Source organism: Streptomyces sp. NPDC003011 (assembly GCF_053591515.1).
This window is the reverse complement of sequence record NZ_JBSFTY010000067.1, coordinates 34,370-46,538: the sequence shown is the minus strand read 5'-3', so window position 1 is coordinate 46,538 and position 12,169 is coordinate 34,370. Positions and strand designations below refer to the sequence as shown.

Annotated in this window: 10 protein-coding genes; 3 read left to right on the top strand and 7 right to left on the bottom strand. The window is 73.5% G+C overall.

The window, feature by feature from the left end; translation table 11 throughout:
- Window positions 1-66: 66 nt before the first annotated feature.
- Entirely contained in the window at window positions 67-2,064 is a 1,998-nt protein-coding gene (locus ACWD0J_RS29690) for an ArnT family glycosyltransferase (protein ID WP_451498929.1), read from the top strand.
- A 57-nt stretch (window positions 2,065-2,121) separates the two neighbouring features.
- Here the strand turns inward: ACWD0J_RS29690 and ACWD0J_RS29685 are convergent, their stop codons facing one another.
- Genes ACWD0J_RS29685 through ACWD0J_RS29675 form a run of 3 tightly spaced genes read right to left on the bottom strand, consistent with a single transcriptional unit; the run spans window position 2,122 to window position 4,905 of the window.
- The gene (locus ACWD0J_RS29685) at window positions 2,122-2,853 is read right to left on the bottom strand and encodes an FAD:protein FMN transferase (protein ID WP_451498928.1); all 732 of its coding nucleotides are present in this window, start codon (window positions 2,851-2,853) and stop codon (window positions 2,122-2,124) included.
- 2 nt (window positions 2,854-2,855) lie between these two features.
- On the bottom strand, window positions 2,856-3,557 hold the full coding sequence (locus tag ACWD0J_RS29680) for an FMN-binding protein (protein ID WP_451498927.1): 702 nt from the start codon (window positions 3,555-3,557) through the stop codon (window positions 2,856-2,858).
- Window positions 3,558-3,567: 10 nt separating this feature from the next.
- The gene (locus tag ACWD0J_RS29675; RefSeq protein ID WP_451498926.1) at window positions 3,568-4,905 is read right to left on the bottom strand and encodes a ferredoxin reductase family protein; all 1,338 of its coding nucleotides are present in this window, start codon (window positions 4,903-4,905) and stop codon (window positions 3,568-3,570) included.
- Between the two features lie 151 nt (window positions 4,906-5,056).
- On the opposite strand from ACWD0J_RS29675, the gene ACWD0J_RS29670 reads away from it, so the two are divergent.
- Entirely contained in the window at window positions 5,057-5,746 is a 690-nt protein-coding gene (locus ACWD0J_RS29670; protein WP_451498925.1) for a response regulator transcription factor, read from the top strand.
- Window positions 5,743-7,200 carry a sensor histidine kinase gene (locus ACWD0J_RS29665; protein ID WP_451498924.1) on the top strand — a complete coding sequence of 486 codons (1,458 nt, stop codon included), beginning with the start codon at window positions 5,743-5,745 and terminating at the stop codon, window positions 7,198-7,200. The genes ACWD0J_RS29670 and ACWD0J_RS29665 overlap by 4 nt, the downstream gene beginning before the upstream one ends.
- Window positions 7,201-7,216: 16 nt before the next feature.
- Here the strand turns inward: ACWD0J_RS29665 and ACWD0J_RS29660 are convergent, their stop codons facing one another.
- The 4 genes from ACWD0J_RS29660 to ACWD0J_RS29645 are packed head-to-tail and all read right to left on the bottom strand — an operon-like array spanning window position 7,217 to window position 12,169.
- Window positions 7,217-8,782, bottom strand: a complete 1,566-nt coding sequence (locus ACWD0J_RS29660) for an ABC transporter ATP-binding protein (RefSeq protein ID WP_451498923.1) — start codon at window positions 8,780-8,782, stop codon at window positions 7,217-7,219.
- Entirely contained in the window at window positions 8,779-9,612 is an 834-nt protein-coding gene (locus ACWD0J_RS29655; protein WP_451498922.1) for an ABC transporter permease, read from the bottom strand. Before ACWD0J_RS29655 ends, ACWD0J_RS29660 begins: the two co-directional genes overlap by 4 nt.
- Complete coding sequence (locus ACWD0J_RS29650) at window positions 9,609-10,592, bottom strand: ABC transporter permease (protein ID WP_451498921.1); 984 nt, start codon at window positions 10,590-10,592, stop codon at window positions 9,609-9,611. Before ACWD0J_RS29650 ends, ACWD0J_RS29655 begins: the two co-directional genes overlap by 4 nt.
- Entirely contained in the window at window positions 10,589-12,169 is a 1,581-nt protein-coding gene (locus ACWD0J_RS29645; RefSeq protein ID WP_451498920.1) for an ABC transporter substrate-binding protein, read from the bottom strand. Before ACWD0J_RS29645 ends, ACWD0J_RS29650 begins: the two co-directional genes overlap by 4 nt.

The window sequence follows — 12,169 nt, the reverse complement described above, 5'->3', positions numbered from 1 at the left end:
CGACGGCACCGGCCTGACCATGGCGTCGAACCTCTGCCTCGACTTCCGCTGGCTGCACCCCACAGCGTGGGTCTACTCGCCGCCCGTGTCCGGCGGCTGTTCACCGGCGCCCCCGAGGACCCGCGCTGGGCCCGCCCCGCCCTGTGGGCGGTGCTCGTGCTGGCGACGGTCCTGTACGCCTGGAACCTGTCCTCCGTCACCGGCAACAGCTTCTACAACGCGGCCGTCTACAGCGGTACTCGCAGCTGGAAGGCGTTCTTCTTCGGCGCCCTGGACGCCGGCAGCTTCATCACGGTCGACAAACCGCCGTTCGCGCTGTGGGTGATGGGCCTGTCGGCACGCGTCTTCGGGTACGGCACCTGGCAGTTGGCGCTGCCGATGGTCGCGGTGGGCGTGGGCTCGGTGGCCCTGCTCCACCGCATGGTGAAGCGGGACTTCGGACCGGTCGCGGGCACGATCGCGGCGCTGGCGCTGACCCTCACCCCGATCACCGTCGCGATCACCCGTGACACCAACCCGGACCCGGTGCTGGTCTTCCTGATGCTGCTGGGCGCCGCCGCGCTGATGAAGGCCGTGCGCACCGGACGGCTGATGCCGCTGGTGTGGTCGGGCATCGCGATCGGCTTCGCGTTCAACACGAAGATGATGCAGGCGTACGTCGTCCTGCCGGCGTTCTTCCTGGTCTACCTGTGGGCCGCGCGGGGCGGCCTGGGCCGGCGGATCCGCAACCTCGCCGTCGCCACGGTGGCCCTGGCGGTCTCCAGCGCGTGGTGGATGGTGGTCGTCGACCTGATTCCGGCGTCCTCCCGCCCGTACATCGGCGGTTCGACCGACAACACGGTCTGGGACCTGGTCATCGGCTACAACGGCTTCGGCCGTATCCTCGGCGCGAGTTCGCCGGCGGGCTCGCAGGGCAACGGGGCGAGCTTCGGCGGCGACGCGGGCCTGTACCGGATGTTCAACGAGATCATGGGCGGCCAGATCTCCTGGCTGATCCCGTTCGCCCTCGTCGCGCTGGCCGGCGGGCTGGTGCTGCGCGGGCGCGCTCCCCGTACGGACGCCCGGCGGGCGGCCCTGCTGCTGTGGGGCGGCTGGTTCGTCCTGCACTACCTGACCTTCGCCCTCGCCGAGGGAACCTTCCACCCGTACTACGTCACCGCCATGGCTCCCGGTGTCGCCGCCCTGGCCGGTGTCGGCGCGGTGATGCTCCACCGGGCCTTCGTGGAGCGCCCGGCGGTGAAGTGGGGGTGGGTGCTGCCGGCCGCGGTCGCGGGATCCGCCCTCTGGGCGGTCGTGCTGCTCCAGCGGGTCTCCGGCTCGGGGACGCTGTACACGGTCGCGGAGGTGGTGGCCGGGGTGGCCGGCGCGGCCTCGGTGATCGGGCTGCTGCTCGGCCGGTTCACCCGCAGGCGGCGCCTCATCGGGGTCGCGGCGCTGGCGGCGGTCGTCGCCCTGCTGGCCGGCCCCGCCGCGTACGCGGCCTCGGCGGCGGGCTCCGCGCCCAACGGCACGAATCCCACGGCGGGTCCGGCCACCGGGGGCGGCATGGGTGGCGGCGCCATGGCTGGCGGGCAGCGGCCCGGCGGGACGACCGGGACGACCGGCGGTCCGGGGACCGGCGGCGAGAGCGGGGGCGCGACCGCGCCGGGCGGATCGGGCGAGACCGGTGCCGCTGCCCCGGGCGGGACGGACGTGAGCGGGGGTGGCGGCGGTATGGGCGGCGGTACCCAGGTCTCGTCCGAGATGATCACGTACCTGAAGAAGAACCAGGACGGCGCCGCCTGGCTGGTGGCCGTGGCCAACGACCAGACCGCCTCCTCGGTCATCCTGGAGTCGGGCGAGCCCGTGATCTCCATGGGCGGCTGGTCCGGCACCGACGACGCCATGACCCTGGCCAAGCTCAAGAGCCTGGTGCGGTCCGGCAAGCTGCACTACATCGTGATCAGCGACAGCGCGCAGAGCAGCGGGAGCAGCGCGGAGATCGCCGAGTGGGTCGAGCAGAACGGCACGTCCGTGACCGCGTACAGCGGCCTGTACCGCCTGGACGCCTCCGACGTCGGCTGAGCCGACCGGACACGATGAGCGGGGCGGGCCGCCGGTCGCGGCCCGCCCCGTCCACCGTCAGGCCACCGCCTGCTCCCCCGCCGTCGGGAACCCCGGTGTCCGCAGCACCCGGCGTTCGGTGTCCACGGCGAAGAGCTCGCAGGCGGGGAGTGCGGACGCCCAGTGGATGCCCTCGGGGCCCATCGCGAAGGCGGCGGTGGCGACCGAGTCCGCCTCGGTGAGGGTCGGGGCGACGACCGTCAGGCTGAGCAGGCCCGTCGCCGGGCGCCCGGTACGGCCGTCGATGATGTGGTCGCCGCGCTCGTAGCGGGCGGAGGTCGCGACCGCGCCGTCGGTGAGCTCCAGGACGGTGCACAGCCGGTCGGCGTGTTCGGGGTGCCGTACGCCGACCCGCCAGGGGCCGCCGGCGGCGACCACGTCACCGCCGGCGTTGAGGCAAAAACGCCTCGCCCCGGCCGCCGTCAGCAGCTCCGCCGCCCGCTGCACCGACCAGCCCTTGACCACCGCGCAGGGGTCGAGGCCGCGGCCGGGCAGGCGGACGTCGAAGGCGCCGCCGGTGGCGAGCCGGTAGTGCTCGCACAGGTCGAGGATCTCGGTGAGGTCCGCGCTGAGGTCCGGCAGTTCGCCCCGGCCCAGGCGCGACACCTCGCTGTCCGGCTTGAACGGGCTGAACCGGGCGTCGGCCTCGCGCAGCCACCCGAAGACGGCGTCCGCGGCCGACTCGGGGACGTCCTCGTCGTCGACGCGCAGCGAGACCGGGAACCCCATGACGTGTTCGACGCGGTGCACTGTCAGGCGCCCTTCGCGTCGAGGGCGGCCTGGAGGGACTCGCGGTAGCCGTCGCTGGTGATGGTGGCGCCGGAGACGGTGTCGATGTCCGCGCTCTGCGCCTGAAGTGTCTCCGCGATCAGCTTCGGCACGGCCGCCGTGGTCTGCGGGTGGTTCGGCTGCTGGAGCATGCGGACCGAGCCGATCGCGTCGCCCTCGAAGGTCACCTCGACCTGGACGGGACCCTTCTCGGTGGTCACCGTCGGGCCCGCGACGACCTCGGACGCGGCGGACGCCGAAGGGGAGGGCGAGGCGGACGCCGCCCGCGCGTTCTCGTCGATCGCGGCCTGGAGCGACTCCTTGTAGCCCTCGGTGGTGATGGTGGCGCCGGAGACGGTGTCGATGTCCGCGCTCTGCGCCTGAAGTGTCTCCGCGATCAGCTTCGGCACGGCCGCCGTGGTCTGCGGGTGGTTCGGCTGCTGGAGCAGCTTCACGGCGGTGATCTTCTGGCCCGCGAAGGTCACCTCCACCTGCACGGGACCCTTCTCCGTGGTGACCGTCGTCCCCGCGACGGTGGAGGATCCCGGTGCGGCACCCGGCGAGGAGGCCGCGGACGGCGCGGGCGTGGCGGCCTGGACGGTGGACGTGGCCGCCGACGGTTCGTAGAGCCAGACGGGGACCAGCCCCGCGATGCTCAGGACGACGACAGGTATGGCTCGTTTCACGGTGACTTCCTCATCCCGCCAGGCTGAAGCGCTCGAAGTGGATCTGCGGCCCGGGCACGTCCAGCTCGCGCAGGCTGCCCAGCACCGCGTTCATCATGGGCGGCGGCCCGCACAGGAAGACGTCCCGCTCGGCGATGTCCGGCACGAGCCGTGCCAGCTCGCCCGGCGCCAGCCTGTCGGGGACGGCCGGTCCGGTGACCAGGTGCAGCTCGGCGCCCTTGGCGAGAGCGAGGTCGCGCAGCTCGTCGTAGAGGACCGCGTCCCGGTCGGTGGCGACCCGGTAGATGACGACGGCGTGGCCGTGCAGCTCCTCCAGGAGCGCCCGGATGGGGGTGACACCGACGCCGCCGGCGATGAGCACGGACTCGGCGCGGGTGCGGTGCATCGCGGTGAAGGCGCCGTAGGGGCCCTCGGCGAAGACGCGGGTGCCGACCTTGACGTGCCGCAGGGAGGAGCTGCCGTCACCGGCGGCCTTGGCGGTCAGGCGCAGGGTGCGGCCGTCGGGCGCGGCCGACAGGGAGAACGGGTTGGCCTGCCACCAGCGGTCCCGGGTCAGGAAGCGCCACAGGAAGAACTGGCCGGCCCGGGCGGGCATCCGGTCCAGGTCGCGGCCGGTCATGTAGACCGAGACGACGTTGTCCGACTCGGGGACGACGGCGGTCACGCGCAGCTGGTGGCGCCAGTTGCGCCACAGCGGCAGCACCAGGCGGCCGAGGGCCACCGAGCCGAGGGCGACGCCCCACAGGCCGTACCAGTACGCCGTGGCGGCGTCGGAGGCGGTGAAGGTCGTGCCGACGGCGACCTGGTGGGTGAAGGCCAGCACCACGGCGACGTAGGTGTACAGGTGGATGAAGTGCCACGTCTCGTACGCCAGCCGGCGCCGGGCGTAGCGGGCGGAGACGGCGCCCACGGCGAGGATGATGCCGAACGCGACGACCGCGCGCAGCACGCCCTCGACGGTCTCGGCGAGGTCGACGATCTGGTTGAGGGGGTCCAGGTCGGACGACTCGGCGTAGCCGAAGGTGATGAGGACGGCGTGGGCGAGCAGGGTCCACAGGAGGCCGAAGCCGGTCCAGCGGTGCCAGGACGTCAGCCGGTCCATGCCGATGCGGCGGTCGAGCCAGGGCAGCCGGGCCACCAGCACCAGCTGGAAGGCCATCAGGAGCGCGCCGTACAGACCGGCGAGCCGGCCCAGCACGATGAGGGTGTTCGAGGCGAAGCCGGCCTGCGTGAAGAAAAAGGTGACCACGGCCACGTTGGCGGCCAGCACGGTGTACAGGCCCGTACGGGCCACCACCCTGGGGCGTATCACCGTGGGGGGCGCCGGGGGTGATTGGACGGTCGTCACGGACTGAGCTCCTTGATCCGGGTCCGGGGATACCGAGCTTGTCCGGCAAAAGCTGTCGATCAGCTGTCGTACGACTTTCAAGAGGTTATCGATGTGGCCATGGCGGTGGCCCACCTCTGGCTTCGGCCGCCTGGTGACGCACTATGAGCAGGTGGAAAAAGTACGCCTCCTCGTCGTGGACGACGACCCGCCGATCGCCGACCTCGTGGCGACGGTCGCCCGCTACGAGGGCTGGGACGCGGTCACCGCGAACACGGGCGAGGAGGCGCTGAGGCGCGCCGCCGAGTTCCGTCCCGACATCGTGGTGCTCGACCTGATGCTGCCCGACATCGACGGCTTCGGCGTACTGGACCGGCTGCGTCGGTCCGGGACCATGGTGCCCGTGGTGTTCCTGACCGCCCGGGACGCGGTCGCCGACCGGGTGGCCGGACTGACCCGGGGCGGGGACGACTACCTGGTCAAGCCGTTCGCGGTGGAGGAGCTGATGGCCCGGCTGCGGACCGTGCTGCGGCGCAGCGCCGGGCCCGGTTTCCAGCGCTCGGTGCTGCGGGTGGCGGACCTGACGATGGACGAGGACACCCGTGAGGTGCGGCGCGGCGAGAAACTGCTCACGCTCACCCCGACCGAGTACGAGGTGCTGCGCTACCTGATGCGCAAGTCGCCGACCGTGCTGACCAAGGCGCAGATCCTGGACCACGTGTGGGAGTACGGCTTCGGGGGCCGCTCGAACGTGGTGGAGCTGGTGGTCAGCCGGCTGCGCCGCAAGCTCGACGACACGGGCGAACCGCTGATCCACACCGTCCGCGGCTTCGGCTACGTGATCCGGCAGGCCGCCGAGTGATCGGCCGGCTGCGCCGCACCTACCGCAGGATGCGGCTGGGCACCCGGCTGGCCCTGGGCCTGGGCGTCCTTTCGCTGGTCGTGTTCGCCGTGGTCGGCACGGCCCTGACGACGTACATGCGGGACTATCTGTCGGCCCAGCTCAACGACCAGCTGAAGCTCGCCCAGATCGCCCAGTCCAAGAGCATCGCGGACACCGGCACCCTCCAGGGCAAGCGGTACTACCGCTGGTACTACGCGGTGTACGACGTCTCGGACGGCACCCCCGTGCTCCGCACGCCCGAGAACGCCGGCGACGTGCCGGCGGACGTCGACGAGTTCACCTCCCTGGCCCGTGCCCAGGCCGCGTCGGGCTCGGAGCTGCTGCGCACCGAGCACCTCAAGGGCGAGGGCGTCTACCGGCTGCGCGCCTGCGAGGTGGAACCCGGGGTGCTGCTGGTGAGCGCCGCGCCCATGGACGACATCGACGACACCGTCCAGCAGCTGATCACGATCCAGGTCGTCACGTTCGTGCTCGCGGTGCTGGCGCTGGTGATCTTCGGCCGCAGGATGCTGCGGCGGGGCCTGAAGCCGCTCAGCGACATGGCGTCCACCGCCCACGGCATCACCTCGCACGACCTGACCGAGTCCGCGGCCCGGCTGTCGCTGCGCGCGGACGGCCGGGACGGCGGCGCGGAGGTGGACGAGCTGCGCACCGCCTTCAACACGATGCTGGAGCACATCGACGACTCCCTCGCGGTCCGCGCGGAGGCCGAGCAGCGGCTGCGCCGCTTCGTCGCGGACGCCTCGCACGAACTGCGCACGCCCCTGATGTCCGTACGCGGCTACGCGGACCTCTTCCAGTACGCCGCCGCCAACGCCCCCGGGGAACGCGACAAGCACCTGGCCCGGCTGCGCGCCGAGGCGGCCCGGATGGGCGTCCTGCTGGACGACCTGCTGCTGCTCGCCCGGCTGGACGCGGCCGAGGTGGAGACCCCGCTGCGCCCGGCACAGGCGGACCTGGTGCGGCTGGTCGAGCACGCGGCGGACGCGTTTCGCGCGAGCCACCCGGACCACCCGCTGACGGTGACGCCCGGCCCCGGCACGCTCAGGCTGCGTCTGGACCCGCAGCGCATCCGCCAGGTGCTGGACAACCTGCTCACCAACGCGGCCGTGCACACCCCGCCGGGCACGGAGGTGACGGTCGGCGTCCTGGCCGGGCCGGGCCGGGCGCTGGTACGGGTCGCGGACGCGGGCCCCGGCATCCCGCCCGCCGACCGCGCCCAGGTCTTCGACCGTTTCTACCGGGTCGACAAGGCCCGCAGCCGTGACCGCGGCGGCAGCGGTCTGGGCCTCGCCGTCGCCCGCTCCCTGGTCCGGGCGCACGGCGGCACGATCGAGCTGAGCGACGGACCCGGCACGACGGTCTTCACGGTGGCGCTCCCGCTGACGCCCCCGGGCCTTCCCGCGCCGTGAGGTGACCTCCGGGTGGTCAGCAGCCCTCGGCCCCCTGGAACTGTCGTCCCGACTCCAGCTGGGCCGTCGTCTCCATGAGGGCCACGGTGAAGGGGTGCCGCGGTGCGGTCAGGATCTGCCGGGCCGGGCCCTGCTCGACGAGTTCGCCCGCGTCCAGGACGGCGATGCGGTGGGCCGGCCGGGCCGTGTCGAGGTCGTGGGTGATGAGGACGAGGGACAGGTCGTCGCGTTCGGCCACCAGGTCCGCGAGGAGGTCGAGGAGGCCGCGCCGGGTGACCGTGTCGAGGCCGGAGGTGATCTCGTCGCAGATCAGCACCCGGGGGCGGGCGAGCAGGGCGCGGGCCAGGGCGGCGCGCTGGAGTTCGCCGCCGGACAGCGCGCCGGGCGGGCGGCGCGCCTGGTCGGCCGCGAGGCCCAGCCGGGCCAGGGTCGCCGACGCCTCGTCCCGGGCGGCCGGTTCGCCGGCGCCGCGCAGGCGGACGGCCGTGCGGGCGATCTGGTCGAGGACGGGGCGGTGCTCGTCGAAGGCGGCCCGGGCGTCCTGGAAGACGTACTGCACGGCGGCGAGTTGGGCGCGGGTGCGGTGGCGCAGGCTGCGCGGCAGCGCGGTGCCGTCGAGCCGGATCTCGCCGTCGTGGTCGCGGTGCAGGCCGGCCAGGCAGCGGGCCAGTGTGGTCTTGCCGCTGCCGGAACGCCCGACGACGGCCAGACACTCACCGGAGCGCAGGGTGAGGCGCGCGGCGCGCAGCACCGGGGTCCGGCCGTGGAAGGCGGTCACGTCCCGCAGTTCGAGAAGCGGGCGCCCGGTGCCGCCGTCGGTCTCCTGCCGCGGGGCCGCCGTGCGGGCGTCGAGCAGTCGGCGGGTCCACTCGTGCCGCGGGGAGTGCCACAGCCGCCGCGCCGGGCCCGACTCCACGACCCGGCCCGCGCGCAGCACGAGCACGTCGTCGGCGAGGGCCCGCACCACGTCCAGGTCGTGGCTGAGCAGCACGACCGCGATGCCGCGCGCCGCGACCGCCGCCAGTTCCTCGACGATCCGGCGCTTGGTCAACGCGTCCTGGCCGGTGGTGGGTTCGTCGGCGACCACGACCCGGGCGCCGAGCAGGAGTGCCTGGGCGAGGACCACCCGCTGCTGCTGGCCGCCGGACAGCTGGTGGGGGTGGCGGCGCAACAGCGCTTCGCCGTCGGGGAGCTGGGCGGCGGCCAGCGCTTCGAGGATCCGCTCGCGGGCCGCCGTACGGCGCTCCGCCCGGGGCAGCCCGCGGACCTGGAGGCGGGCGAGGTCGTCGAGCAGCGCGCCGACGCGGCGGGCCGGGTTGAGGACGGACGCGGGGTGCTGGGGCACGTACCCCACCGGGCCGTCCCCGGTCCGCCGCACCTCGCCCGTGACGCGGGCGCCGGGCGGGTACTCCCCCAGCAGCGCCAGACCGGTCGTGGTCTTGCCGCTGCCCGAGGCGCCGACCAGCGCGGTCACCTTCCCGGGCAGCACCCGCAGGTTCACCCCGTCGACGATCGGGCGGCCGTCGATCTCGACCCGCAGACCGCGGATCTCCGCGACCGCTGCGTCCGGTGTGTGGCTCACGGGCGTCGTGGTCCCTTCTTCTCCAGTGCGGCGTCGAACAGCAGGTTGGTGCCCGTCGTCAGCGCCACGATCAGCAGGGCGGGCACCACCACGGCCCACGGCTGGACGAGCAGGCCGGTGCGGTTGCGGTCGACCATGACCGCCCAGTCGGCGGCGTCCGGGGCGACGCCGACCCCGAGGAACGCGGCCGTGGACACCAGGTACAGCACGCCGGTCAGCCGGATGCCGGCGTCGGCGGCGAGGGTGCGCAGAGCCGACCGGCCGACGTAGCCGACGGCGATCCGCCACCACGTCTCGCCCTGCATCCGCAGCGCCTCGACCGCCGGACGGGCGGCGGCCTCCCCCGCCGCCGCCCGCACGATCCGGGCCGCGTCGGGCACGTTCACCAGCGCCACGAGCAGCGCGAGTCCGGCGGTGCCCGGTGAGAACACGGACGCCACCAGCAGGATCAGCAGCAGCGACGGTACGGCGAGCAGCACGTCCAGCGGCCGCATCAGCAGGTCCTCCAGCCGCCGTACGTGGGTCAGCGCGCTGACGAGTCCGACGGGCAGGGCGACCAGGTAGGCGAGGACGGTCGCGGCGAGAGCGGTCAGCACGACGGTACGGCCGCCGTGCAGGACCTGCCGCCAGACGTCCCGGCCGACGAAGTCGGTGCCGAGCCAGTGGCCGTCGCCGAGCGTGAAGGAGGCGGCGCGGGGGCCGGGCCCGCCGGCGAACAGCGGGCCGAGGAGCGCGAGGACGAGGGGGACGGCGACGACGGCCAGCCCCAGGAGGAAACGCGGGGCGACCCGGTGCCGCCGTGCGGGTCCGGTGGTGGTCCGGGGGGTCACGCAGCCACCCCCGCCCGGGGCGTCAGCCGGTGGGCCACCACGTCCGCGCCGAGGTTGAGGACGACGGTCAGCACCCCGAACACCACCGCCAGTCCCTGCACCACCGGGACGTCCCGTTCGGCGACCGCGTTGAGCAGGACCGTGCCGAGACCGGGGATCACGAACAGCGCCTCCACGACGATGACTCCGCACAGCAGCCAGTCGACGGTCCGGGCGAGTTGCTGCGCGGCCGGGGCGAGGGCGTTGGGCAGGGCGTGGGCGTAGCGGACGCGGGCGCCCGGGACGCCGTAGCGGCGGGCGTGGGCCGCGTACGGCGAGGCGAGGGCGTCGACCATGCCCGCCCGGACCAGCCGGGACAGCGAGCACACCGGGCGGGAGAGGAGGACCAGGATGGGCAGGACGAGTGCGGCGGGGTGGGCGAGCAGGTCGGTGCCGTAGCCGACGGCGGTCGGCGGCAGCCAGGCCAGCTTCAGGGCGAAGACGGTCACCAGCAGGACCCCGAGGGCGAACTCGGGGACCGCGTACACGGCCAGCGTCACGGAGCTGACCAGCCTGTCGACGAGCCGGCCTTCGTGACAGGCGGCGAGGACACCGAGGCCGAAGCCGAGCGGGACGAGCAGGGCGAGGGTGAGCGCGGCCAGCAGCAGGCTCGGGCCGAAACCGTCGGCGATGTACCCGGCCACCGGACGGCCGGAGGCCAGGGAGGTCCCGAAGTCGCCGCGGAGCAGGCCCGCCGCCCAGTCGGCGAGCCGCTCGTACGCCGGCCGGTCCAGGTCCATCGCCTCCCGGATCGCGGCGATCCGCGCCGGGTCCGGCTGGTCGCCCGCGAGGGCCACCGCCGCGTCGCCCGGCAGCGCCTCGGTGAGCGCGAAGACCAGCAGCACGACGGCCACGGTCTGCGCGACGCCGAGGAGCAGCCGCCGGGCGACGAAGGAGCGCAGACCGCTCGCTCCCGTGCCCGCCCTCGCCCGTACGCTCACGCCAGCCAGACCTTGTCGAAACGGGCCCAGTCGAGCGTGTTGGCGGGTGCCTTCGTCTCGACTCCCTTCACGGTGCGGGCGGTTCCGATGATCCAGTCGGCGAACCCCCAGATCAGGAAGCCGCCCTCGGTGTACAGACGGCGCTGCATGCGCTGGTAGACGGCGGCCCGTTCGGTCCGGTCGCGGGTGGACTGCGCCTGCTGGTACAGGGCGTCGAAGTCCTTGTGCTGCCACTTGGTGGCGTTGGTGGTGGAGTCGGTGAGCAGCCGCTGGGAGATGTGGGCCTCGATGGGCATGGCGCCGGAGCGGTAGCAGCACAGGGTGCCGTTGTCGAGGATGTCGGCCCAGTAGGAGTCCTTGCTGCCCATCTTCACGTCGACGGTGACGCCTGCCTTGGCGGCCTGGTCGCGGAAGATGCTGGCGGCCTCGGTGAAGCCGGCGGCGACGGCGGAGGTGTCGAGCGTGACCTTGAGCTTCTCGGCGCCGGCCTGCTTGAGCAGGGCGCGGGCCTTGTCCAGGTCCTGCTCGCGCTGCGGGAGGCCGTCGGCGTAGTACTCGTAGCCCTTGCCGAACAGGTCGTTGCCGACCACGCCCGCGCCGGACAGGGCGCCGTCGACGAGTTCCTGGCGGTCGGCGATGAGGAAGAAGGCCTCCCGCACCCTCCTGTCGTCGAAGGGCGGCCGGTCGGTCTTCATGCAGAACGCCTGCATGGCGCTGCCCCGCAGCCGCACGATCTCGATCTGGCCCTTGCCCTCGTGGGCGCGGGCGGTGGTGGGGTTGAGTTCGTGGGCGTACTCGACCTGGCCGCCGAGGAGCGCGTTGACGCGGGCCGACTCCTCGTTGGCGACGACGAGTTCGAGCTCGTCGAGGTGCGGGGCGCCCTCCCAGTAGTCGTCGTAGCGCCGGAAGACGGCCGAGCGGCCGGGGGCGAAGGAGACGAAGCGGAACGGGCCGGAGCCGATCGGCTCCGTGTCGAAGTCGCCGTTCTCCCCGGCGCCCTCGGGCACGATGTACGCGCCGAACGCGGCCAGCACGTTGGGGAATTCGGCGGTCGGCCGCTTGAGCACGAACTCGATGCCGCGTTCGCCGGTGGCGCGGCTCGCGTCGAGGTCGATGGGCTCCAGGGACGCCTTGGCGCGGTACGTCTTCTTCGGGTCGGCGATGCGGCGGTAGCTGTAGAGGACGTCCTTCGCGGTGACCGGCTTCCCGTCGTGGAAGGTGGCGTCGCGGAGGGTGACCTGCCAGCGGTCCAGGGACTTTCCGGCCTCCCACTTCACGGCGAGACGGGGCCGGGCGGACAGGTCGGGGCCGTAGTCGGCGAGCTTGTCGTAGAGGGCCTTGGCGCGGGCGACGTCGGCGAACAGGTTGGCCAGGTGCGGGTCGAGGGTCTCGCTCGCGCCGCCCCCGGCGAACGCGGCGCGCAGGCGTCCGCCGCGCCGGGGCGTGCCGGCGCCGGTCTTCTCGTCCGCCGTGTTCTCCGTGCCGTCTCCGCAGCCCACGAGGGCCACGGCGGCGGCGCCGGTGGTGGCGGCGAGGAAGCCGCGTCGGCGCAGGCCGGGAAAGTGTTCGTCGTACAT